The sequence below is a fragment of the Lelliottia sp. CFBP8978 genome, assembly GCF_034046055.2.
GTDB lineage: Bacteria > Pseudomonadota > Gammaproteobacteria > Enterobacterales > Enterobacteriaceae > Enterobacter.
Map to the genome: position 1 here is coordinate 3,124,465 of NZ_CM188253.1, position 25,847 is coordinate 3,150,311.

Here is a 25,847-nt window from a genome sequence, read left to right on the forward strand (position 1 = left end):
GGGGGGAAATTATTCCCACTCAATCGTCGCTGGCGGCTTACCGCTGATGTCATAGACGACACGCGAAATGCCATTCACTTCGTTGATAATGCGGTTGGAAACGCGGCCAAGGAAATCATACGGCAGGTGGGCCCAGTGAGCGGTCATAAAGTCGATAGTCTCTACCGCACGCAGGGAGACAACCCAGTCGTACTTACGGCCATCGCCCATCACCCCAACAGAACGCACCGGCAGGAACACGGTGAACGCCTGGCTCACTTTGTTGTACAGGTCGGCTTTATGCAGCTCTTCGATGAAGATCGCATCCGCACGACGCAGCAGATCGCAGTACTCTTTCTTCACTTCGCCCAGCACGCGCACGCCCAGACCTGGCCCCGGGAACGGGTGACGGTACAGCATGTCGTACGGCAGGCCCAGCTCCAGCCCAATCTTACGCACTTCGTCTTTGAACAGCTCACGCAGCGGTTCGACCAGCCCCATCTTCATCTCTTTCGGCAGGCCGCCCACGTTGTGGTGAGATTTAATGACGTGCGCTTTACCGGTTGCAGAGGCTGCGGATTCGATCACGTCAGGGTAGATGGTGCCTTGCGCCAGCCACTTCACGTCTTCCAGACGCAATGCCTGCTCGTCGAACACTTCGACAAACACGCGGCCGATGATTTTACGTTTGGCTTCCGGATCGCTCTCGCCCGCCAGTGCGGACAGGAAACGCTCTTCGCCTTCAACGTGAACGATGTTCAGACCGAAGTGGTCGCCGAACATGTCCATCACCTGCTGGGCTTCGTTCAGGCGCAGCAGACCGTTATCCACGAAGACGCAGGTCAGGTTTTTACCAATGGCACGGTGCAGCAGCATCGCGGTCACGGAGGAGTCAACCCCACCGGACAGGCCGAGGATCACTTTGTCGTCGCCAACCTGTTTGCGAATGCGCTCAACAGCATCGTCGATGATTTTCGCCGGGGTCCACAGCGCTTCACACTGGCAGATATCGCGCACGAAGCGGTCCAGCATGCGCATACCCTGACGGGTGTGGGTCACTTCCGGGTGGAACTGAACGCCGTAGAAACGTTTTTCTTCGTTAGCCATAATGGCGAACGGGCAGGTTTCGGTGCTGGCAACGGTCACAAAATCGGACGGGATCGCGGTGACTTTATCGCCATGGCTCATCCATACGTCCAGCAGCGGTTTGCCGTCTGCCGTCAGAGAATCTTCGATACCGCGTACCAGCGCGCTATCGGTTAATACTTCGACCTGCGCATAACCAAACTCACGCTCGTTGGAAGATTCTACGTGACCGCCCAACTGCATCGCCATGGTCTGCATGCCGTAGCAAACGCCGAACACCGGAACGCCGGCTTCGAACACGTATTGCGGTGCGCGTGGGCTGTTGTGCTCGGTGGTGCTTTCCGGGCCGCCAGAAAGGATGATGCCGCTTGGGTTGAACTCGCGGATCTGGGCTTCTGTGACATCCCACGCCCACAGTTCACAGTAAACGCCGAGCTCACGTACGCGACGCGCGACCAGCTGAGTGTATTGAGAACCAAAATCCAGAATAAGAATGCGATGTTTATGAATGTTTTCCGTCATTAACGCTAATTCCGAGGCAAGTGAAACAAAAACAGAGCGCCCGGCATTTAGCCGGGCGCGGAAACTTATCAGGAGCCCAGACGGTAGTTCGGGGACTCTTTAGTGATGGTCACATCGTGAACGTGGCTCTCCTGGATCCCTGCACCGCTGATACGTACGAATTCCGCTTTGGTACGCAGCAGATCGATGGTACCACAGCCGGTCAGACCCATACAGGAACGCAGGCCGCCCATCTGCTGGTGAATGATCTCTTTCAGACGGCCTTTATACGCCACGCGACCTTCGATACCTTCTGGCACCAGTTTGTCTGCCGCGTTATCCGTCTGGAAGTAGCGATCCGAAGAACCTTTTGACATCGCGCCGAGAGAACCCATCCCACGGTAAGACTTGTAAGAACGCCCCTGGAACAGCTCGATTTCGCCCGGAGACTCTTCAGTCCCTGCCAGCATAGAACCAACCATCACCGCTGCAGCGCCTGCCGCGATCGCTTTGGCGATATCACCAGAGAAGCGGATACCGCCGTCGGCGATAACCGGAATACCGGTGCCTTCCAGAGCTTCCACCGCGTCAGACACAGCGGTAATCTGCGGAACGCCCACGCCAGTCACGATACGGGTGGTACAGATAGAACCAGGGCCGATACCCACTTTCACCGCGCTGCAACCCGCTTCTGCCAGGGCACGAGCGCCTGCGCCAGTTGCCACGTTACCGCCAATAATTTGCAGATCCGGATATTTAGCCCGGGTTTCGCGAATACGTTGCAGAACGCCTTCGGAGTGGCCGTGAGAGGAGTCGATCAGCAGAACGTCAACGCCCGCAGCCACCAGCGCATCCACGCGCTCTTCGTTGCCAGCGCCTGCACCTACCGCAGCGCCTACGCGCAGACGACCGCGTTCGTCTTTACAGGCGTTGGGTTTACGTTCTGCTTTCTGGAAATCTTTAACGGTGATCATGCCGCGCAGGTGGAAGCTGTTATCCACAACCAGCGCTTTCTCAACGCGTTTTTCGTGCATTTTAGCCAGCACAACTTCGCGGGTTTCGCCTTCACGCACGGTGACCAGACGCTCTTTCGGCGTCATGTACACGCTGACCGGCTGGTTCAGGTCGGTGACGAAACGCACGTCACGACCGGTGATGATACCGACCAGTTCGTTGTCTTCGGTCACGACCGGGTAGCCAGCAAAGCCGTTACGCTCGGTCAGCGCTTTCACTTCGTGCAGCGTGGTGGTTGGCAGAACGGTCTGCGGGTCGGAAACAATACCCGATTCATGTTTCTTCACGCGGCGAACTTCTTCAGCCTGACGCTCGATAGACATGTTTTTGTGAATAAAGCCGATGCCACCTTCCTGTGCCAGGGCAATCGCCAGGCGCGCTTCAGTCACGGTGTCCATAGCCGCAGAGAGCATAGGAATGTTCAGGCGAATGGTTTTCGTCAACTGCGTGCTGAGATCGGCAGTATTCGGCAGAACGGTGGAATGAGCGGGAACGAGGAGGACGTCGTCAAACGTCAGTGCTTCTTTAGCGATACGTAGCATGGGCAATATCTCTGACCTGGGTGGTTAAATATTGCCGTGGCATTATACAGAGCGTAACCGTTTGCATCTACACTTTTTTATAAAAAATGCTTGCGATCGCCTCTCAGCGGGTTACTATCGACTGAATAACTTGCTGATTTAGAATTTGATCCCGCTCACATGTTATCCTCCCAAAGCTCCTCAATTTTTACCGTTAGCCGCCTTAATCAATCGGTCCGTTTACTGCTGGAGCAGGAGATGGGACAGGTATGGATCAGCGGAGAGATTTCAAATTTCACTCAGCCTGCGTCAGGCCACTGGTATTTTACGCTGAAAGACGACAACGCTCAGGTGCGCTGCGCGATGTTTCGCAACAGCAATCGTCGGGTGACGTTCCGCCCTCAGCACGGCCAGCAGGTTCTGGTGCGCGCCAATATCACCCTGTATGAGCCGCGCGGCGACTATCAAATTATTGTTGAGAGCATGCAGCCTGCGGGCGAAGGCTTACTCCAGCAGAAATATGAACAGTTAAAAGCCAGGCTCACAGCCGAAGGTCTGTTCGAACAATCGTTCAAGAAAGCGCTTCCCTCACCGGCACACTGTGTCGGGGTGATCACCTCGAAAACCGGTGCAGCGCTGCATGACATTTTGCATGTGTTAAAACGCCGCGACCCTTCGCTCCCGGTCATCATTTATCCGACTGCGGTTCAGGGTGACGATGCGCCGGGGCAGATCGTCCGCGCCATTGAGCTGGCAAATGTGCGTCAGGAGTGCGATGTGCTCATCGTCGGACGCGGTGGCGGCTCACTGGAAGACCTGTGGAGCTTTAACGATGAACGCGTGGCACGGGCAATATTTGCGAGCCGCATTCCGATCGTCAGCGCGGTCGGGCACGAAACCGACGTCACCATCGCCGATTTTGTCTCGGATCTGCGCGCTCCCACTCCTTCAGCCGCTGCTGAAATCGTCAGCCGTAATCAACAGGAACTGTTGCGCCAGATCCAGAACGTGCAGCAGCGCCTGGAAATGGCGATGGACTATTTTCTCGTCGGGCGCAGTCGTCGTTTCACCCAGCTTTATCACCGTTTGCAGCAGCAGCATCCGCAGTTACGCCTGGCGCGTCAGCAGACCGTGCTCGAACGCCTGCGCCAGCGGATGAATTTTGCCCTCGATAATCAGCTCAAACGCGCGGTTTCACGCCAGCAGCGGATGGTTCAGCGTCTGAATCAGCAAAGCCCGCAGCCGCGTATTTATCGCGCACAAACCCGACTTCAGCAGCTGGAGTATCGTCTGGCCGAGAACATGCGCGAGCGTCTGAGCGGCTCACGAGAACGCTTTGGCAATGTTGTCACGCATCTGGAAGCCGTTAGTCCACTTTCCACCCTGGCGCGCGGCTATAGCGTAACCACGGCGACGGACGGAAAAGTGCTGAAGCAGACCAAACAGGTGAAGGCCGGTGATGTGCTGACAACCCGCCTGGCCGACGGCTGGGTAGAAAGTGAAGTGAAAGGTATCACTCCCGCGAAAAAAACGCGCAAGAAAAAGCCGGTTTAAACCGGCACAAATTCAACGCGTTTCTTTGAAATCAATCCATGGCCGTTCTGGCAGAAATAATCGACCGCCCCGCACGCCTTTAAAACCTGAAGAGGCTGATGGCAATCGGGGCAGCGTGCTTCGAGCTCAATATTTTTTTGGCAGTTTGCGCAGTGTGCGGCCCCGTTTACAGGCTCCAGCTCGGCATGGCAATCCGGACAGGTTATCGACATTGTGACTCCTTGAAATCTGTTCAACATACCTCTAATGGTAACACGATGCGATTAATGGGGACCACGTAGCTGCTGCTGTAGTTGCAGGAGTATTTCAACCTCTTCCAGTCGACGCAGGGTCGTCAGGCTAACTTCCTCGGGTGCGCGTTCATACAGGCTTTTTTTCCCAAGGATATGTCCTGCCAGGCAGTGCTCATAGATCGTTCCCGGTAGCGACCAACGCAGCACGCGATCGCCATCAGTAAGCTCAAGAATATCCTGTGCGCCCCGTCTGTCCTGGCTGATGACTCTGCCATCACGCAGATGTAACCGCAGCCCCTTTTGCCCACCCGCAGGTCCGGCATATTTGTTAAGCCAGATATCGGTCGGAATACCGCTAATATGGCCCTGAAGATGGGCTTCGCCTTCGGCGGTTTGCAGATCGCCCGTTGCAACAGGTTGTCCCAGGCGATCTTTTGCCGTCAGGACCCGCAACGAGATGTCACTGTTCCCACCCAGATAGCGCACGGTTTCGCGTATCATCGCAAGAACATGAGTGCCAATATCAATAATCACGCCGTCAGGATGACGAAGCTGCCGCGTGTCCGGCTCGCCTGTTGCAAAGTTCAGTGCTATCGGCTCTCCCGCCGCATTAAAGCCGCTAGGTTCCTGGAGAAAGCCCTCGATTCTCACAATCTCATCAAAGGCATTCACTCCTTTCACTGCCCCCTGATTCGCCCTCTCCGCTTGCCACTCAGGGACAGGTGTGCCGAGCGTCAGCTGCATCGCGCCGTTACGCGCCATCCAGTGATCGAGAGCCAGCACGCGGGACGCCGCGCCAGGTTCTGCAAGTAAGGTTTTGAGCTTTTCAATTTGCGCCAGCGTGGCGACGATCGGTTTTTCCACCACAATACGTGGAATAGCGGAGGCTAATGCCAGCTCAAGCACATCGAGATGATGCAGTGAGGAAGTGGTGACAAACAGGGTTTCAACGGGAGCGGACAGTAACTCTTCAAGCGAAGAGCAACGCGTGACACCGCTCAGCTTACGTCCGGGCTCAACGTCAAAACCCAGACAGTTCACGGGCTGGCTGAATATGTTCCGCATCGCAGGCAAATACGCGGTTTCCACAACGGCCCCCAGACCAACAAAACCTGTTTGCATACACCCCTCTCTGAGCTGATTATCCGAATACCAAAAGGCAAAAAACCCGACTCAGTCGGGTTTTTATCATGCAATTATTTGCTTTTCTTGATGTGCTTGATCAAACGCTTACGTTTACGCATCTGGTTCGGCGTCAGGGTGTTACGTTTGTTGGCAAACGGGTTATCCCCTTCCTTGAACTGAATCCGGATAGGCGTGCCCATCACATCCAGTGATTTACGGAAGTAGTTCATCAGATAGCGCTTGTAGGAATCCGGCAGATCTTTTACCTGATTACCGTGAATCACCACAATTGGCGGGTTATAACCACCGGCATGCGCATATTTGAGTTTCACGCGGCGACCACGCACCAGCGGCGGCTGATGATCTTCAGCAGCCATGGTCATAATACGCGTCAGCATCGCAGTACTTACGCGGCGCGTGGAGCTGTCATAAGCCTCACGTACCGATTCAAACAGATTGCCCACGCCGCTGCCATGCAGCGCTGAAATGAAGTGCACGCGAGCAAAGTCGATAAAGCCGAGACGGAAGTCCAGCATCTCTTTTACCTGCTCTCTCACTTCGTTGCTCAGACCATCCCATTTGTTGACGACGATAACCAGCGAACGTCCGCTATTGAGGATAAAGCCAAGCAGTGACAAATCTTGATCGGAAATCCCTTCGCGTGCGTCAATAACCAGCATGACCACATTGGCATCTTCAATCGCCTGCAGCGTTTTGATAACGGAGAATTTTTCCACCACATCGGTGATTTTCCCGCGCTTACGCACACCTGCAGTATCGATCAGAACGTATTCACGCTCGTCGCGCTCCATCGGAATATAGATACTGTCGCGCGTCGTGCCCGGCATGTCGTACACAACGACGCGATCTTCACCGAGAATACGGTTAGTCAGTGTTGATTTACCGACGTTCGGACGGCCCACGATAGCGAGTTTAATCGGCAGATCCTGCGGATTAAAATCATCCTCAGGCTCTTCTGCCCCCTCTTGATCGGCTTCGAACTGCGCCCAGTATTCCGCGTCTTCGTCCACTTCTTCCGGCGGGTTAACTTCGTCAACCCACGGCAGCAGAACGGTTTCGAGCAGGCTGGTGACGCCGCGTCCATGGGACGCTGCGATAGGATAAATTTCACCCAGCCCCAGGGACCAGAAATCGGCCACGGCCTGATCGGCGTCAATACCGTCAGTTTTGTTCGCCACCAGGAAGGTTGGCTTTTCGCGGGAGCGCAGGTGTTTCGCAATCGCGCTATCGGCAGGCATCAGACCTGCACGAGCATCGACCATGAACAGCACAATGTCTGCTTCCTCGATCGCCAGCAGCGATTGCTCCGCCATGCGTGTTTCCACGCCGTCTTCTGTTCCGTCAATACCACCGGTATCAATACAGATGAACTCTCGTCCTTCCACTTCAGCACGACCGTACTTACGGTCACGAGTCAGCCCCGGGAAATCCGCAACCAGCGCATCACGGGTGCGTGTTAAACGGTTAAAAAGAGTGGATTTTCCAACGTTCGGGCGCCCGACAAGCGCGACCACAGGTACCATGTTTGAAGCCTCATAAAATTCACAATAACGTCGCAGTTGCGGCGTTTTTAAAAAAGTCAAAACGGCCCCTGAGTTAACAGGAGCCGTTTAGTATACAACAAACGCAACGATTAACGCGTGATCGCGTACAGCGTACCGTCTTTTGCCTGGATCAGGAGTTTACCATCAGCCACAACCAGATCGGTCAGGAAGCCTGAACTGTCGACTTTTTCCTGAGCAACAAAGCGACCCGTTTGCGGATCAATCCAGTGCATATAACCTTCGCTATCACCGACGACCAGGCTGCCGTTATACAGCGCCGGGGCGGTCAGCAGACGGTGCAGCAGATCGCTTTGCGTCCACAGCGTCACACCGCCATCAGTGTTCAGCGCCAGCAGGCGATCGTTCTGATCGACCACATAAATGCGGTTACCGTCGACAACAAAATCGTTCACAGAACCAAGTTCACGTTTCCACATAATCTGACCGCTGCGCAGATCCAGCGCCGTCAGGTTGCCATTGTAGGCGAGCGCATACACTACGCCGTCAACGATGACCGGAGTGGTATCGACATCACTCAGACGATCGATTTCAGTCGGACCGGTAGCCTGAGAAATACGTTGCTGCCAAATCATCTGGCCTTGCTGCATCAGCACGGCGCTAACGCGACCGTTATCACCGCCGACAATGGCCGCACCAAAGGCCGTAGCCGGTGCAGATTCGCCACGCAGTGACAGCGCTGGCATATCCAGGTTCACAGTCCATTTCACTGCACCGTCCGCTTCGTTCAACGCCTGAAGCTGACCGTTGCTGGTATGAATAAGTACCAGACCATCGCTGATCACCGGACGGGACAACGCCTCACCCGCGACGCGCGTTTGCCATGCGATGGAACCATCGCTGGCGTTCAGGGCATAGACCTGTGCCTTTTCGCTGCCGATATAAACATGACCACCTGAAACTGTCACACCACCAGAAAGCAGCGCTGGCGAACGGGAGAACCAGCCGTCTTTTTCGGCCAGGTTAACAGACCAGACTTCTTTGCCATCATCCGCATTGAAAGCACGCACGGTGCCTTTACGGTCAGCCGCGTAAACAACGCTGTCCGCGTACGCTGGATGCAGGTTGGAGTAGAAATCACCAATCCCATCACCCACGGAAGAACTCCACGCGGTTGACGGACTAAACTGGTTTTCTACTGTCGGCAGCGGAGACATTTTTACAACATCTTCTTCGCCGCTGAAGAGTGAACAGCCACTCAATAACGTAACGGAAAGCAGTCCTGGCAGAAGTAATTTACGCAATTGCATCGGGTCCCTCTCAGACGGACAAATTATTTATTTTCATCTGCATCATTTCGCTCAACGCAGGTGAGGCGTTGCTTTTCACGCCCGCTTCCCACGCGCTGCGCGCGCCTTGTTTGTCGCCTTTGCTCAGCAGTGCTTCACCGCGCAGGTCAGCAACAATGGCTGCAAAGCCTTCACCTTTAACAGTATCGAGCGTTTTTAGCGCATCGTCTGCTTTCTTCTGTTGAACCTGAATACGAGCCAGACGCAGATTAATAACCGCTTTCAGATTTTCATCACTGGCGGCAGAAAGACCCTGCGTGAGCTGGGCTGCAGCTTTATCCAGTTCATTTTTATCAACAAACTGTTGAGCCACTTCCAGTGCAGCCAGCGCGCCGTAGGTGTTTTTATTGTCCGCCGCGAATTTCTCGGCAGCAGCCAGCGTTTGCGGCTGATCGGCACGGATTGCGCTAACGGTATTTTCATATGTCAGGGAAGCATCACGCGCGGAATCAGCCTGGTGGCTGTTCCAGTAACGCCAGCCAACCAGCGCACCCACACCTAAAATCACCCCAACAGCCAGGGCTTTGCCGTTTTCGACAAAGAAGCGCTTAATCGCATCAACCTGGTCGTTTTCGTTCTCGTACATTTCCACGCTGTTCTTCCCCTTAGCCCAGTAAAGTGCGCAAGTGCGCAGCAACGCCATCCTGCGTTACGGTTGTTTGTTCACCTGAGCGCAGATCTTTGACTACCACTTCGCCAGCAGCCACTTCGGACTCACCCAGCACCAGTGCAATACTTGCGCCCCATTTATCGGCACGCGCGAACTGTTTTTTAAAGTTGCCGCCGCCGTGGTTGGTCATCAGTTTGACGCCAGGCAACGCATCGCGTACCCGTTCAGCAAACTGCATCGCCGCAGACTGCGTATCCGCACCTGAGGCCACCAGGTATATATCGACAACAGATTCGGCTTTAAATTCCGGATTAACTGCCTGAACCAACAAAACAAGTCGCTCAAGACCCATCGCGAAACCGACCGCAGGGGCAGCACGACCGCCAAGCTGTTCAACCAGACCATCGTAGCGGCCACCAGCGCAAACCGTACCCTGCGAGCCAAGGCTGGTTGTCACCCACTCAAAAACGGTACGGTTGTAGTAATCGAGGCCGCGCACCAGGCGCTGGTTGACGGTATAAGCAATGCCTGCTGCTTCCAGCAACTTACACAGGCCAGCGAAGTGTTCGCGAGACTCTTCATCAAGATAGTCGCCAAGTGCCGGAGCATCATTCAGAAGCTGCTGCACATCCGGGTTCTTGGAATCCAGCACGCGCAGCGGGTTGCTGTACATGCGACGCTGGCAATCTTCATCCAGCTTATCTTTATGCTGTTCAAGGAATGCCACTAACGCATCACGATAGTTTGCACGAGCTTCAAGCGAACCGATTGAGTTCAGCTCCAGCGCAACATGTTCGGAGATGCCGAGTTCACGCCACCAGCGTGCTGTCAGCATAATCAACTCAGCATCAATGTCCGGGCCCTGCAGACCAAAAACTTCGACACCCAGCTGGTTGAACTGGCGATAGCGACCTTTCTGCGGACGTTCGTGGCGGAACATTGGGCCGATATACCACAGACGCTGCTCCTGATTGTACAGAAGACCATGTTCGATGCCGGCGCGTACACAGCCCGCCGTACCTTCCGGACGCAGAGTCAGGCTGTCGCCATTGCGGTCCTCAAAGGTATACATCTCTTTTTCAACGACGTCGGTCACTTCGCCGATCGCACGTTTGAATAACGGGGTCTGCTCTACAATCGGCAAACGGATTTCGCTGTAACCGTAGCTGCCGAGCACCTGTTTCAATGTGCCTTCAATGCGCTGCCAGATGGCGGTATCGCCAGGCAGATAATCGTTCATGCCGCGAATGGCTTGAATGTTTTTTGCCACGTTTATTCTCTTTTTATATACAAAAAAAACCCAAAGAATGGGTTCAATCATACACGGGAAGCCTGAGGCTTCCCATCACGTTATTTTTCAACCTGCTGAATGCTGATTCGCTGCGCTTCATCGAGCATCGTCGCTTTTGCGCGGATACGGGCTTCGAGCTGGTCAATCATGTCGTTATTATCGAGGCGATCCTTACGAATGCCGTCTTCGTAGAGGCCACTTTTCTTGTTGCCGCCGGTCACACCGAGCGTGGACACCAACGCTTCGCCCGGACCATTAACCACACAGCCGATAATAGAGACATCCATCGGCGTGATCAGATCTTCCAGACGTTGCTCCAGCGCATTAACCGTGCCAATCACGTCAAATTCCTGACGCGAACAGGTTGGGCAAGCAATAAAGTTGATACCGCGAGCACGAATACGCAGCGATTTCAGAATATCGAAACCGACTTTGATCTCTTCAACCGGATCCGCCGCCAGAGAGACGCGCAGCGTGTCACCGATCCCTTCAGAGAGCAGCAGGCCGAGGCCGATCGCCGACTTAACGGAACCGCTACGCAGGCCACCGGCTTCGGTGATCCCAAGATGCAACGGTTGTTCGATCTGTTTTGCCAAAAGACGGTAGGACTCAACGGCCAGGAAAACGTCAGATGCTTTAACGCTGACTTTAAACTGATCAAAGTTGAGACGATCGAGATGATCCACATGGCGCATGGCTGATTCCAGCAGGGCCTGCGGCGTCGGTTCGCCGTATTTTTCCTGCAGATCTTTTTCCAGCGATCCGGCATTAACGCCGATACGGATAGGAATATTTTTATCGCGGGCGCAATCTACCACCGCGCGAATGCGCTCTTCGCTACCGATGTTGCCTGGGTTAATACGCAGACAATCAACGCCATATTCCGCCACTTTGAGCGCAATACGGTAGTCGAAATGAATATCGGCAACCAGCGGGACATTCACCTGCTGTTTGATGAGCTTGAATGCCTCGGCGGCATCCATTGTCGGTACGGAAACACGAACAATATCCGCGCCCACACGTTCTAATGCTTTGATTTGATTGACCGTCGCCTCAACATCCGTGGTACGGGTGTTGGTCATCGACTGGACGGCGATAGGTGCACCATCGCCAATTGGCACATTCCCAACGTAAATCCGTTTGGATTTTCTACGTTGAATCGGAGCCTGGTTATGCATGAAAAGTCTCCCGCGTTACCCGCCTGTTACTGTGCTGCTGATTGTTCGGCATTAACGGTAAGACGTGCAACCTGGTTAGTTCTGATAAAACGGCTTAAATCGACAGGTTTGCCTTGATACTGGATCTGCACCGCAGCCGGAGCGCCAATTTTAAGCTTATACGGAGCCTGACCGGTAAGATTTAATGAGCCATCTTTACGCTGCAGACCGCTGAACAGTTTTTTACCCGTTGCGTCGGTCACTTCCAGCCAGCAATCAGCAGAGAAGTTCATCACCAACGCGTTAGGATCGCCAGCTGTCGTAGTGACGCCTGCCTGATCGGTTGGCAACGGCTGAGCTGTATTAGCCGCATCGGCGGAAGGTGTTGTCGCAGGAGCAGCATCGACATTGGCCTGAGAAGGCGCTACAACGGCATTTGAGTTTTGTGCGATGGTCTGTTCCGCAGCGCTCGCCGGTGCAGGAGTCTGCGCGGGTTCAACGGCCTGAGAAGCATCATTCACCGCCATTTGCGGTTCGCTGGAAGACGCAGTGCTGTCGGTGTTCAACGGCACGCTTTGCGCACCGTCGTTACCTGCATTATTCAGCTCGGCAGAAGACTGATCGGCCATGGTGGTGATCTCTTCCTGCTGCGCTTTGTGGTTTTGCCACCACCAGGCGCCCGTCAGACCGATTACCACAAACAGCACCAGCCAGGTGAAGCTCATCAGCCAGCCATCGCGTTTTTTACGACGCTTGCCCAGTGAAAAAGTCTGCATCGGCGCGACTTTCGCCGCACGTACCGGTGCCTGTTTTTCCATCATTGGCAACAGTTCTTCTTCAGGGATATGCACCAGTTTTGCATAAGAGCGGATGTAACCACGCAGAAACGTTGAAGCAAGATCGGCAGGTGCCTTATCTTCTTCAATATCGCGAACGGTGGAAACCTTCAGGCACAAGCGTTCTGCAACAGCTTGCTGGCTGAGTCCGAGTTGTTCACGGGCGTTGCGAAGACGAACGCCAGTGGAGAGTGCTTCATTTTGGTCGTGAGTGGCTTCAGTATTCATTCGCTACAACTACTTACTGGTACGTGTAAATTAGGGTTCAGGTGCCGGTGAGTCACAATGCCACCCGCACCGCGAAACTTCTGGTCAATTAACCTTAGACAGACAGTATAAGACGGTCCGGCCTTAGTTGACAGTGCAGCACTTCTCATGAGGCTAAACTGTTGTTGCGACGTTACATACTGCCTTAAAGTCGGGGGAAACGCACCGTAATTATTAAGCATTCACGCTCAATCTGACTGAATATTCAGTAAGCTGATGCGTCACGCCGCCAAACAGGCGACGTGACTGCATAATAATCAAACAGCTTTGATGTCAATCGCCTCGCCCTGCATACGCTTACGCAGCGTACGCTTGGTACGGTCAATAACATCGCCGGCCAGCTGTCCGCAGGCGGCATCAATATCATCACCACGAGTTTTACGCACAATAGTGGTGAAACCATACTCCATCAATACCTTGGAGAAACGGTCGATACGGCTGTTGGAACTGCGGCCATACGGCGCGCCAGGGAACGGGTTCCATGGGATTAGGTTAATTTTGCACGGCGTATCTTTCAGCAGCTCAGCCAGCTGATGCGCATGATCGGTTTCATCATTCACATGATCCAGCATAACGTATTCGATAGTGACGCGGCCCTGATTCGCGTTGGACTTTTCAAGGTAGCGACGCACTGCACCCAGGAAGGTTTCGATATTGTACTTTTTATTGATCGGTACAATCTCGTCACGAATTTCGTCGTTTGGCGCATGCAGAGAAATCGCCAGCGCGACGTCAATCATATCGCCCAGCTTATCCAGAGCAGGCACAACGCCAGAGGTAGAAAGCGTCACACGGCGTTTGGACAAACCAAAACCGAAATCATCCAGCATGATTTCCATTGCCGGAACCACGTTGGTCAGGTTCAGCAACGGCTCGCCCATCCCCATCATCACCACGTTGGTGATAGGACGCGTCCCGGTCACTTTTGCCGCGCCGACGATTTTCGCCGCACGCCAGACCTGGCCGATAATCTCTGATACACGCAGGTTACGGTTAAAGCCCTGCTGCGCCGTGGAGCAGAATTTACACTCCAGCGCACAACCCACCTGGGAAGAGACGCACAGCGTCGCGCGGTCTTCTTCCGGGATGTAGACCGTTTCAACGCGCTGATCGCCTACCGCAATCGCCCATTTGATCGTCCCGTCAGAAGAGCGCTGCTCTTCCACCACTTCCGGTGCGCGGATCTCAGCCACTTCTTTAAGTTTATTACGCAGCACTTTGTTGATGTCCGTCATGTCATCAAAGCTGTCGCTGCAATAGTGGTACATCCATTTCATAACCTGATCGGCACGAAACGGCTTCTCGCCCATCTCTTTAAAGAATTCGCGCATCTGCTGACGGTTCAGATCCAGCAGGTTAATTTTTCCATTTTTATTGGGAACCGCGGCAATGGCGACTTCAGAGGTGTTAACTAATTCAGACATAATATTTTCCGGCCTCGTTGTTACACGTTATGGCCCCTGGAGGGTTGAAAAGAAACGCCCCGGTGAGCGGTCTGCTCTTCCGGGGCGTTGCATTGTACAAAGTCTGACGCAGGGATGCCACGTTTGCACGCGGCATTTACGAAAAATTAGTCTTCCCAGGGATTTCACGTCACAGAAAGGCGCCGGGTTTACGAATCCCGCGAGCATAGATAACTATGTGATCGGGATGAGTAAACGAATCCAACGCATCTGTGGCGTGAAAAACGACGGGAATTAGCGGGTGCGAGCGCACACTTCGCCTTCAGCGAAGAAGTATGCGATTTCACGAGCGGCAGATTCGACAGAGTCAGAACCGTGAGTGCCGTTCTCGGTGAAGCTATCCGCGTAATCTGCGCGCAGAGTACCCGCCAGAGCGTTAGCCGGATTGGTTGCGCCCAGCAGATCGCGGTGACGCTGTACCGCATTTTCGCTTTCCAGTACGGAAACCACGATTGGACCAGAGGTCATGAACTCAACCAGGCCGTCAAAGAAAGGTTTGCCGTCGTGTTCCGCATAGAAACCGCGAGCCTGCTCAACGGTCAGATGCAGCATTTTGGTGCCTACGATTTTGAACCCTGCAGATTCAAAGCGAGCAAAGATGCTGCCAATAACGTTTTTTGCCACCGCGTTTGGTTTGATGATGGAAAAAGTACGTTCAATAGCCATGATTACCTCTGTAAGTGTTCTGTTGTTTTGCATACGTCTGTATAAGATGGCGCGGATTATAGAGAGCAATAGCGCCATTGCCTATGGATCTAAGTAACATTTTTTTAAAATAAGACGAGTTTTAGCAACAGGCCGCCTATAAGGTCTGGTTCACGTTACTGTAAAGTGAAGTTCACCGTCGCCACTTGCCCAGTCTCATCCATTACCAGTAACTGATAATCCCCTGCTTTATCAAGCTGCAACGTGTAATAACGTCCCTGAGTCTTCAGCGGTTCACCGTTCAGGAACCACCAGCGCACGCTATTTTCCCCCGATACCTGTAGCGGCAACGACACCCGCGACTCACCGGGTAAACGTTTAATCACTGCGCCATTTCGCACGCCCGAGAGTATCAGCGGCGCGGGCGAATCTTGCGCCAGGGGCGGGCAGGCGGAAGACGATGACGGAATACGCGCCATTCTGCGCTCTGATGCGGGCAGCCAGGGCTCAAGGGCTAACGGCCAGACATCCAACACTTTTTCCCGCGCGCCGGGACAATCGGCCGCAACGCGTTTGCCTTCGTTATCCAGCCAGACAGGGAAACGAATGCCGCGAATCCCCTCCTGTTCAGGCAGCAGCAATGTTGGCGGCTGGCTGCCGTCGAGGAGCCAGGTTGCCAGCCTGCGCCGACAATTATCGCTGCCATCGGGCAACGACTGTCCGCCAGGCCAGCAAATAACACCACGTCCAACCGAAGCGGGACGCGGGTCGCGCGGTAAACGAGCCTCATCAATCGTCGAGCGGGACTGCAGCATGTTATTGACCTGATTGAGCAGCGGCACGGCACTGGCAAATCCAAACTGCCCGGCGACAGGGGTGCCGTCTGGCCGCCCGGTCCAGATCCCAATCAGGTAACGCGCGTTCAGCCCTACCGCCCAGGCATCACGATAGCCATAACTGGTACCGGTTTTCCACGCCAGCGGCGCTACCTGAGGCAATGCGCCATCCGGCAGCGGTTGCGCTTCATTGCCTAAAATACGGCGAATGATCCACGCAGAACCCGGTGACAATAACGGGCGTTCAGTCAGGGGGTCGGCGGGCTGCACGCGCAGCCGCCCCGCTTTTCCCTGGCGAGCAAACGCGCTGTAGGCAGCGGTAATATCTGCAAGCCGTGCCCCCGCGCCCCCCAGGATCAGCGATAAATTTGGCTGCGCCCCAGCCGGAAGGGTCAGCGGCAGCCCGGCATTCGCCAGCATACCGGCGAAACGTTTTGGTCCGTACGCTTCCAGTACCTGGACCGCAGGCAGATTGAGCGAACGCACCAGAGCCTCACTCATGCTGACCGGGCCATTGAATCCGCTGTCAAAATTACCGGGACGATAATCCCCCGTACGACGAGGCACATCCTGCAACAAAGAGGCGGGATGGATAAGGCCCTCGTCGAGCGCCATCCCGTAGACAAAGGGTTTGAGCACCGATCCCGGCGATCGAATCGCGCTGACCATATCGACATGGCTAAAACGGGTATCGTCATTGATATCGACCGACCCCACCCAGCCACGCACTTTCATCGTGGTATGATCCACCACGATCATCGCCAGCGAGCTGCGGGGCGCAAGGCGTGATTTCCAGTTGAGCGCCAGTTCTTCCAGCTGCCTCTGAAGCGATGCGTCTAATGTAGTCACAATCTTGTTATCGCGGCTTTTACTCAGCATCATGCGCGAAAACAGCGGAGCCAGCTGCGGCATCTGGCGTGGCGACAGCCATACCGGCTCCTCACGAGACTCTTTTACCTGCTCTGCACTCCAGACGCCCTGCGTCACCATACGTTCAAGCACTTTGTTGCGGGCCGCTTCGGCTCTCGCGGGCCATCGATCCGGACGCAGACGGCTCGGGGCCTGTGGGAGTACCGCCAATAGCGCAGCCTCTGAATAACTTAAATGGGACGGGGCTTTCCCGAGATACGCCCAGCTGGCTGCCCCCACCCCCTGCAGCGTACCGCCAAACGGCGCGCGGTTGAGATAAAGGGTGAGAATATCGCGTTTGGAAAGATGCCATTCCAGCTGCATAGCTCGCCAGAGCTGGCGAATTTTCCCGCCGAAAGTGCGGGGATGCGGATCAAGCAACCGGGCCACCTGCATGGTCAAGGTACTTCCCCCCGAGACCACTTTTCCCGAGCTAAGATCCTGCCAGGCGGCGCGCAAGACGGAGAACGGATTGACGCCAGGATGATCCCAGAACCATCGGTCTTCATACTGGATTAAGGCTTCGAGATAGCGAGGCGAAACCTCTTCAAGCGTGACCGGATAGCGCCATATTCCTTCGCTGTCAGCAAAACGCCATAGCGGCGTTCCCTTTTCGTCAACCACCACCCGTGCAGGGTTAACCTCTTTGAGAGGCAATGGCCACAGGCGGTCAGCTAAGACAATAAGGCCCCATAGCAGGAGAAGCGCTCCCGCCAGCCATAGCCAGCGGGAGCGTATCAGACGAGATAACTGCACCTTACGGAACGACGATCAGCGGGCCGCTTGCCGCACCCGTTGCCCGCCACTGCGGAACATACATCGATTCCACCATCGGAACCGGAACCTGGTACGTTCCCGGCGTGACGGCTCTTGCCAGGTAAACCAGCGTCACCGGCTGTCCTTCATTCACCGGCACCGCGGCAACAAATCGATCGTCGCGGAACTCCATGTGCTGAATATCGGCCTGCTGCATCTGGTTAAGTAAGTTTTGCACCTCGCTTCCGCTGTCCTGCAAGCTGGCGCTACTGCTGGCGAGGTTTTGATTTTCAAGCTCCAGCCCTGCCGGAAGTAAATCGACCACCAGCGCATCCGGCACGTTCTGAGTCGCCTTCACTTCAAGCCAGACGAGCACCAGTTCACCGCTTCTCAATGAGGAGAGTGATTTGCTGCTGCCGTCTGTGGCAAGGATATGACGCTCAATTTGCAATACGTTTGAAGATGGCGCCGGGGCATATTCCGGGTAGCCTGTGCTATCAAGACGCACCCACAGTGGTGAAGTGCCGGTATTGGTCACTTTAAGTGAGCTGAGGCCATCGCCGCTGACGTTTTGCACCTGCGCCTTATCGCCAGTTAGCGTCTGCTCCGAAAGCGTGGTCGTTGCCTGCCAGGCACCAGAAAGTGTCTGTAGGGATCGTCCTGCAAGGAACAGGGCGTTGCTTTCCTGCGTCGATAGCCAGCGCTGGCTGAAAGCCTGCTCAGACAAAGTATTGAGCAGCGTATTCTGCGCATCAGGAAGCAATTTATTCTCTTCCAGCAGAGAGAGCATCAGAGCATTGTCGCGAAGCGGGCTGCCGTAATCGGCCATCCAGCTGTTGCTATCCTTGCGCGGAGTGTTGACAGCCAGATCCAGCGCCTGCTGACTGCGAGGCGCATCCCCCATCAGTTTTAGCGCCACGCCAAGCTGCATTAATGGCAGGCCCGAGCCCGTTTGCGTACGACGATCCCAGATTTCACGCAATGCGCCGAGTGGCGCTTTCTGCTGACGAGCCAGTACCAGCGCAGCATAAGCCTGGATGGCAAATCTGCTGGCCTGAGTGTCTTCGCTGTAGCGAACAGACATCATGCCAGGATCCTGCAGATAGCGGAGCAGACGGTTGTTAGCATTGTTGACGGTATCAGCAGGGACGCTATACCCCTGCTCACTGGCACGTACCAGGAAATCTGTGACGTAAGCGGTAAGCCAGTACTCCTCCGGACCATTTTTATCCCAGAGTGCAAAACCGCCATCGTCACGCTGCATTTGCAGCAAACGAGAGATGCCGATATCAATTGCCGCGCGGCGCTTATCATCGCTTTCGCCTTTAATTCCCAACGCATTCAACTGCGCAGCACTGGTATAGAGTGACGGGAACAGACCGCTGGTGGTTTGCTCCAGGCAGCCGTAGGGGTAAGCCTGTAGCTCACGAATGTAACGCGCCAAATTTAAAGGCGGTTTACCGCTCAACAGCAGCTGCCCTTGTAGCGTGGCGGGTGAGAATCCCGTGATGTGTTGCGCGGGTGCCGTCCAGCTTTCGCCCTGATTGAGCATCGTGCCGGTGTTCACCGTCTGCGCCGGGAAGGCCGGGCGAATGCCTATCTTCCAGCTCTTCTGCTGCGGCGCAAAGTCTTCTCCTGGCAGCGTCAGGCCTGTCAGCTGCGCGGTAATTTCGCCTTCACCGTAGCCATCCTGAGCGCGTACCGGGATAAACAGCGTGGTACGCGCGCCGGGCTGCATAGACATTGACTGCGACGGCGCGCCTTCAAGCTCCAGCTGGCCGGAAGCACTCAACGCAATGTTTAGCGTCTGCGGCCGATCGGTGAGGTTAGTCAGATCCAGCGTTAACCGGGTGTTATCGCCGCTGGCGAGGAAGCGAGGCGTATTCAGTTCGGCGATTACCGGCGCAGCAACAATGACTTTGCTTTCGCTGCTGCCAAAATCTTCGTCTGTCCAGGCTTGCGCCATCAAGCGCAATTCACCGTTAAAATCACCCACTGGCAAGGTTATGGTGCCTTCACCGTTGGCATCCAGCGCCACTGGCTGCGCCTGCTGGGCAATAATAGTGACATGGTTAACCGGTGGTTTTCCGCCGCGTTTCAGTTCATCGCCATCACCACCAAAGCGCAGCGCCGCCATTCGCCCCTGCCCTTCAATCACCTGGCCGTAGATGTCATAGATATCCGCACCGTAGCGTTTCTGACCAAAGAATGCCTCCCACGGATCGGGCGTCACGTAGTCAGTAATGTTCAGTACGCCGCTATCAACGGCTGAAACCAGTACATTCACTTTTTGCGGAACATTCCCTTCCTTGACGCTGGCTTTCACCTTCACTGATAACGTCTGATTTGGACGCATTTTCTGCGGATTATCCAGCGCGATAGTCAGACGGCGATTCTCGTCCCCCATCGGCAAATGCAGAAGACCCACTGCGCGTTTAGGGGTGGCTGATTTAGATTTATCGCCAGGACGAACCACCAGCGTGCTGAGGTAAAGATCGTGACGTTTCCAGGCTTTATCGACCGGAATAGAGAGATCCAGGCCATTTGCCGGCACGTCGATCTCTTTCCACCACAGCGGCCCTTCGCTGGATTCGATCATCGCGTAGCCCTTGCCTGCTGCCGGTGCAGAAATGTGCAGCTTAATGGTATCGCCAGGCTGATAGGACGGTTTATCCATTTTCAGCATCACGCGGTCCGGGCGCGCTGCGCCGGTGCCGTCACTGTTATCCTGCCAGCTATATCCGGCCCAAAAACGAACGCTGCTGACGATGTTGTCAGGCGCTTTAACTTCCAGACGATAAGAGCCCCACTCTACCGGGAAAGTGACTTTACCCGTCTCGTCTGCGGCGAGCGTCAACGCCTGTTCGCCTTCGATCAGATCTTTTTGATCGAACTGAGACATCCAGCCTTCGCTTTCCGACCAGTTCCAGTAGTAGTCGCGACGCTCGCGAATCAGGCGCACCTGCAAACCGGATACTGCTTTTTTCGCGCCGCTGGCGTCGGCATAGACAATGTCAAAACTGGCGTTACCGTTTTCATCAACAATCGGCTGATTCACGGTGGTGTCGGTACGATAGTCATAGACCGCTTTACTGGCGAACTGCGGACGTATACCCGGTAACGAGGCGGCAGGCCAGATGGCTTGCTCTGCGCGACGAGTGACCGGACGCCCCCCCGATTCCAGCAAACTGGCCTGCAGAATAAGCTGCAGCGGCGAGTGCGATTCTTTCCACTGACTTTCAGCGGACACCTGTCCACGCCCCTTATCATCGAGCGTCAACTGCACTTCATCGAGGCTACGGCTGAGGTTTTCTTCCGCAATATCACCAAACTGGAATCCCGGCAGCGCACTAACGGCTTCGCGGAGCGGACGCAGGAAAAGCTGGCCTTGCAGGCTATTGCCGTTGGCCGGTGCGCCGTACAGGTAATAGCCGACGACGTCAAAATTAACGTTATCTTGCACAGAGACTGGCGCTTTCTGGCCTGTCAGGTTGAGCGCCATACGTTCTGGCATGAAGTCTTCAACGTGGAAATCCCACAACCTCTGCTGGTTATCACCGGTATTGGCCCGAATGTGCCACATACCTGTTTGCGCACCGCTGTCGAGCGAATAGTTAAATCGGTAGAGGCCATTTTCCGGCTGGCTGACCACGGTACGCGCCACTTGCCCATCCGGGCGCAGCACTTCCAGCTTCACGGGTTGAGCGGGCAACGTTTTCCCGTCGCTATCGCGCAGCAGACCATTGAGGATCACGGTTTCGCCAGGACGATAGAGATCGCGTGGACCGAACATAAAGAATTGTTTGCTATAGCCCGGCGCACCGGCAATATCAAACTCCGCCAGATCGAGCGCCGGCAGTTTGAGATCGAGCAGCGTCGTCTGACCATCTTTGCGCGCCAGGATCAGCGCCGCTTCTTTGTCCGTTTCCAGCTTCGTATGACCAGCGGCATCGCTGGTGCCCTGCGCCAGCGTTTGCCCTTTATCGTTAAGCAGCGCGACGTCGATTCCCGACTGCGCGGCACCGTTTTCAAGACTCTGAGTGAAGATATCCAGACGGTTGTGATAGCGATGGGCAGACAAACCAATATCGCTCAGGGTAAACAGCGTTGCGGCATTGCTGTAGTTGTAATGCCCCGCCTGATTCATCACGGCGATGTAGACGCCGGACTGCTGCAACGGCTTGATATCCCGCAGCGGCAGGAGCAGTTTTTCGCGCGTGTTGCGCGCTGGATTAAGGTCAAAGCGCCCGGTATAAACCAGCTCCGCCATCTTCAGAATATTGTCTGATTCCCAGTTGGTGAGGGAGTTACGGTATTCCCACTGGCTGACAAAGGCGGCCAGCGATTCCGGCTTCACGCGGTAAAAATTGACATCCACGTTACTGACATTCAGGGCCATAACAGGCAACCCATCCACCATTTTTCCCGGCAGGAGCGAGCCGCGGCTGGCAAAGCCCACGGTCGGTTCAATATCGCGGGTGGTGAGTGTCTTTTCGACATCGTTGCCAAATGTCGCTTTATTCAGGGCCTGCAGCCCGCTCTCCACGGTCACAACCAGATCGCGTTTCGGCTCCAGATGACGCAGGCGCAGCTCTTTCAGGTTTGGTGCAAGCTCCCAGGCACCGTCCACTTTTCCGCTTTTTTTATCAACAACGTGTACGGTACGGGCGAAATCCTGATCGGGATTGAGGGGGATCGAAAAGGTGAGGACCAGCGTCGATGCGCCGTCCAGTTGCACTTCAGAAGCGTCCAGGAGCGTCAGCGCTTTTCCCTGACTTGAGGCGGCCAGTTTCGCAAGCGTTTCAGCATTGGGTTTCTCAGGCGTTGTCTCTTTGGCGGTAGTCTTGGCAGCAGCAGGTGCGGCCGCCTGAGATTTATCGTCACTGTTGTCACAACCAGCGAGGGTTAGTGTGGTCAGTAGCGCGAGCGAAAGCGCAGCTATACGAAACGGTGTCATCCTTTATCCCTGGCCTAATGGGCCTGTTGATCGTCATCCGGATAAGTATTATCCGCAAGTTTGAGTAATACAAAAGTCCAATTTTGAATCTGGAAAGCGTATCGCAGAGATGACCCGCTATAAATGCGATTGCTACCGCGATCACAGCGTCTAACGTTACATGTTACCTTCAGAGTCATTTGTTTTTAAAACAATAAGATAGCTGGCTACTTTTACCTGCAACCTGCTAATTTTAAGCCTGAGACGCACATTGAGTGCGCGGTTCACTTAGAGAGATAGCCATGAAACGAGCCGTGAACGCCCTACAAAACTTCGGAAAATCACTGTATGGACCCGTACTTATCTTACCGATTGTCGGGCTATTCATCGCCTTCGGTAATGTACTGGGTAACGGCAATCTTGCCGAGTATGTGCCTTTTCTCGGTCATCCGCTGATTCAAAACCTGGGTCAGCTGATTGCCAAATCCGCCGTATCGGTGCTGGTCAATCTGGCACTGGTCTTCGCCGTCGGCATTCCGGTAGGTCTGGCGGCGCGCGATAAGGGGTATGCCGCGCTGATTGGTCTGGTGACTTTTGTGGTGTTTATCAACGCCATGAATGTGACGCTCCAGCTTCAGGGCGAACTCGCTCCGGCTGACCAGATGAAAGCGGCGGGTCAGAGCATGGTTCTGGGTGTACAAGTCCTGGAGATGGGCGTTTTTGCCGGGATCCTGACCGGTGCGCTCTCGGGATATCTGTACAACAAATACTCAAGCGTACAGTTTAACGGCGCGATGGCGATCTATTCCGGCCATTGTTTCGTGGCCATTATCATGCTGCCCGTGTCGATGCTGCTTGGCGTGCTCATGAGCGAATTGTGGCCGTTTGCCCAGCATGGCATCAGCACTCTGGCGATGGTCATTAAGGGGTCAGGGCCGTTTGGCGTGGCCATTTATGGTTTCCTCGAACGCATTCTGGTGCCGACAGGCCTGCACCATCTGGTCTATACGCCATTCCTGTATACCGAACTGGGTGGGACACAAGAGGTTTGCGGCACGACGTATCAAGGCGCACGCAATATCTATTTCGCCGAGATGGCCTGCCCGGACGTGAAACAACTCAGCAGTACCGTCGTGTGGGATGCGCGCGGCATCAGCAAAATGTTTGGTCTGCCTGCCGCCGCGCTGGCGATGTATATGACTGCGCGACCCGAGCGTAAAGCCGCAGCCAAAGCCATTTTGATCCCCGCTGCGTTAACTTCGCTGCTGGTCGGTGTCACCGAGCCAATTGAGTTTTCCTTCTTGTTCGTCGCGCCGCTGCTGTTTGTGGTTCACGCCGTGCTGACAGGTATCGGCATGATGCTTTTCTCGCTGTTTGGCGTTCATGCCATTGGTGCGAACGGCATTATTGATTTCATTCTTTACAACCTGCCGCTGGGTACCGAAAAGTCCAACTGGCCGATGTACATCGTGGTCGGGCTGATCATGTTCGCGCTCTATTTCGTGGTGTTCCGCTTCCTGATCCTGCGCTTCAACATGAAAACGCCGGGCCGTGAGGATGACGATCAGGAAACGCGCCTGTACAGCAAACAGGAGTACCAGGCGAAAGGTAACAACGACGGTTTGGGAGAGTCCATCGTGGTTGGCCTCGGAGGCCGGGACAATATTGAAGTGGTGGATAACTGCTACACCCGTTTGCGCGTCACCGTGAAAGATGTCGCCATCATCGACGAGCCAAGGCTCAAAGCGACGGGCGCAAAAGGGATTATCAAACAAGGTAACAACGTTCAGGTGGTCTACGGGCTGCATGTCAAAAAAATGCGAGAAGCCGTTGAGACGTTTCTCTGAAGGAGAGCAACATGTTTAAACCCCCATTTATTCTGTCCATTGCCGGTGGCGGCAGCACCTACACCCCAGGGATTGTGAAAAGCCTGATGGTGCAGCTGGAGAAATTCCCGCTGGCGGAAATTCGCCTCTACGACATTGATGCCGCGAGACAGGACACCATTGCTCCGGTGGTCGAAAAGGTGATTCGTGACCACAGCCAAAGCATCAAATTTACCGTCACTCACGATCCTGAAGTGGCGTTTAGCGGGGCGCATTTCATTTTCGCCCAGATGCGCGTCGGCCAGTACAAAATGCGCGAACAGGACGAGAAGATCCCGTTGCGCCACGGTGTTGTCGGGCAGGAAACCTGCGGCCCTGGCGGTCTGGCTTACGGGCTGCGTACCATCCTGCCGATGGTCGAATTAATCGATCTGGTAGAGCGTTACGCCCACAAAAAAGCGTGGATCGTGAACTATTCCAATCCGGCCGCTATCGTCGCGGAAGGTGTGCGCCGCCTGCGCCCGAACGCTCGGGTACTGAATATTTGCGATATGCCGGTTGCGGCAATGCGCAATATGGGGGCGATCCTCGGCGTTGACCGCCACAAGCTGGAAGTGGACTACTTTGGCCTGAACCACTTCGGCTGGTTTACCCGCGTACTGGTGGATGGAGAAGATAAGCTGCCGGAGCTGCGTCGCCACATCGCAAAATACGGCCTGCTGACGGAAGACGCTGCTAAGACCGATCCGCAGCACTCCGATCCGTCGTGGGTAAAAACCTGGCGCAACATCAAGCCCATCATGGATAACTTCCCGGAATATCTGCCGAATCCGTATCTGCAGTATTACCTGATGCCGAATCAGATTGTTGAACATCAGAACCCGGACTACACCCGCGCCAACGAAGTGATGAACGGGCGCGAGAAAAAACTGTTCGCGGCCGCGGAAGAGTACAAACGTACCGGCGTGTTATCTGATGCTTTCCACGTAGGCGTCCACGGCGAGTTTATTGTCGATGTGGCCCGCTCGCTGGCCTTCAACCTGCGGCAGCGTCATCTGGTGATGGTCGAAAACCGGGGTGCAATCACTAACCTGCCTTACGATGCGGTGGTTGAAGTCCCGGCTTACATCACCTCAGAAGGGCCAGAGCCGGTTCGCGTAGGTCAGGTTCCTCTTTTCCATCAGACACTGCTGCAACAGCAACTCGCCTCCGAGCAACTGCTGGTCGAGGCAACCATCGAAGGCAGCTACGAAAAAGCGCTGCAGGCATTCACCCTGAACCGCACCGTGCCGACGATGGAACACGCTAAAGCCATTCTTGATGAGATGATTGAGGCTAACCGCGACTACTGGCCTGCCCTGCAAAAAGCCTGGCAGGACGGCGAAGCGGTGAAAAAATAAGGGGTTGCTCGCGAGTTGAACGTGGTTTGC

General features: G+C 54.9%; 17 protein-coding genes. 3 read left to right on the plus strand and 14 right to left on the minus strand.

What is annotated here, in order from left to right; genetic code table 11:
- Positions 1-9 precede the first annotated feature (9 nt).
- Together guaA and guaB are read right to left on the minus strand one after the other, a co-directional pair.
- A complete protein-coding gene (gene guaA / locus SOM82_RS14715) occupies positions 10-1,587 on the minus strand; it encodes a glutamine-hydrolyzing GMP synthase (RefSeq protein ID WP_154128348.1) in 1,578 nt (525 codons plus the stop codon).
- A gap of 68 nt (positions 1,588-1,655) precedes the next feature.
- Entirely contained in the window at positions 1,656-3,122 is a 1,467-nt protein-coding gene (gene guaB, locus SOM82_RS14720; protein WP_154128346.1) for an IMP dehydrogenase, read from the minus strand.
- 159 nt (positions 3,123-3,281) lie between these two features.
- Here guaB and xseA point away from each other — a divergent pair, with 159 nt between their 5' ends.
- A complete protein-coding gene (gene xseA, locus SOM82_RS14725; protein WP_320459659.1) occupies positions 3,282-4,655 on the plus strand; it encodes an exodeoxyribonuclease VII large subunit in 1,374 nt (457 codons plus the stop codon).
- Here xseA and SOM82_RS14730 read toward each other — a convergent pair.
- The 12 genes from SOM82_RS14730 to SOM82_RS14785 form a co-directional block, all read right to left on the minus strand.
- Positions 4,652-4,867 (minus strand): zinc ribbon domain-containing protein, encoded by a 216-nt coding sequence (locus SOM82_RS14730; protein ID WP_320459658.1) that lies wholly within the window; start codon positions 4,865-4,867, stop codon positions 4,652-4,654. The two genes, xseA and SOM82_RS14730, sit on opposite strands and share 4 nt — an antisense overlap.
- Positions 4,868-4,918: 51 nt before the next feature.
- Positions 4,919-6,010 carry a Gfo/Idh/MocA family oxidoreductase gene (locus tag SOM82_RS14735; protein ID WP_320459657.1) on the minus strand — a complete coding sequence of 364 codons (1,092 nt, stop codon included), beginning with the start codon at positions 6,008-6,010 and terminating at the stop codon, positions 4,919-4,921.
- Between the two features lie 74 nt (positions 6,011-6,084).
- Positions 6,085-7,557, minus strand: a complete 1,473-nt coding sequence (der, locus tag SOM82_RS14740) for a ribosome biogenesis GTPase Der (protein ID WP_154128338.1) — start codon at positions 7,555-7,557, stop codon at positions 6,085-6,087.
- 110 nt (positions 7,558-7,667) lie between these two features.
- A complete protein-coding gene (bamB, locus tag SOM82_RS14745) occupies positions 7,668-8,846 on the minus strand; it encodes an outer membrane protein assembly factor BamB (protein WP_154128336.1) in 1,179 nt (392 codons plus the stop codon).
- Between the two features lie 10 nt (positions 8,847-8,856).
- On the minus strand, positions 8,857-9,477 hold the full coding sequence (locus SOM82_RS14750) for a YfgM family protein (RefSeq protein ID WP_320459656.1): 621 nt from the start codon (positions 9,475-9,477) through the stop codon (positions 8,857-8,859).
- Between the two features lie 13 nt (positions 9,478-9,490).
- Entirely contained in the window at positions 9,491-10,765 is a 1,275-nt protein-coding gene (hisS, locus tag SOM82_RS14755) for a histidine--tRNA ligase (protein ID WP_320459655.1), read from the minus strand.
- An 80-nt stretch (positions 10,766-10,845) separates the two neighbouring features.
- Complete coding sequence (ispG, locus tag SOM82_RS14760; protein ID WP_154128330.1) at positions 10,846-11,964, minus strand: flavodoxin-dependent (E)-4-hydroxy-3-methylbut-2-enyl-diphosphate synthase; 1,119 nt, start codon at positions 11,962-11,964, stop codon at positions 10,846-10,848.
- A gap of 26 nt (positions 11,965-11,990) precedes the next feature.
- Positions 11,991-13,007: a cytoskeleton protein RodZ gene (gene rodZ, locus SOM82_RS14765; RefSeq protein ID WP_320459654.1), complete on the minus strand. Its 1,017-nt coding sequence runs from the start codon at positions 13,005-13,007 to the stop codon at positions 11,991-11,993.
- Positions 13,008-13,303: 296 nt separating this feature from the next.
- Positions 13,304-14,470 (minus strand): dual-specificity RNA methyltransferase RlmN, encoded by a 1,167-nt coding sequence (rlmN, locus tag SOM82_RS14770; RefSeq protein ID WP_320459653.1) that lies wholly within the window; start codon positions 14,468-14,470, stop codon positions 13,304-13,306.
- 273 nt (positions 14,471-14,743) lie between these two features.
- Positions 14,744-15,175, minus strand: coding sequence for a nucleoside-diphosphate kinase (gene ndk / locus SOM82_RS14775; RefSeq protein ID WP_095282894.1), 432 nt, complete (start codon positions 15,173-15,175; stop codon positions 14,744-14,746).
- Positions 15,176-15,330: 155 nt separating this feature from the next.
- Positions 15,331-17,655 (minus strand): peptidoglycan glycosyltransferase PbpC, encoded by a 2,325-nt coding sequence (gene pbpC / locus SOM82_RS14780; protein ID WP_320459652.1) that lies wholly within the window; start codon positions 17,653-17,655, stop codon positions 15,331-15,333.
- Position 17,656: 1 nt separating this feature from the next.
- Positions 17,657-22,612, minus strand: a complete 4,956-nt coding sequence (locus SOM82_RS14785; protein ID WP_320459651.1) for an alpha-2-macroglobulin family protein — start codon at positions 22,610-22,612, stop codon at positions 17,657-17,659.
- Between the two features lie 281 nt (positions 22,613-22,893).
- On the opposite strand from SOM82_RS14785, the gene SOM82_RS14790 reads away from it, so the two are divergent.
- The gene (locus tag SOM82_RS14790) at positions 22,894-24,438 is read left to right on the plus strand and encodes a PTS transporter subunit EIIC (protein WP_320459650.1); all 1,545 of its coding nucleotides are present in this window, start codon (positions 22,894-22,896) and stop codon (positions 24,436-24,438) included.
- Positions 24,439-24,449: 11 nt separating this feature from the next.
- Complete coding sequence (locus tag SOM82_RS14795; protein ID WP_154128319.1) at positions 24,450-25,817, plus strand: 6-phospho-alpha-glucosidase; 1,368 nt, start codon at positions 24,450-24,452, stop codon at positions 25,815-25,817.
- Positions 25,818-25,847 lie beyond the last annotated feature (30 nt).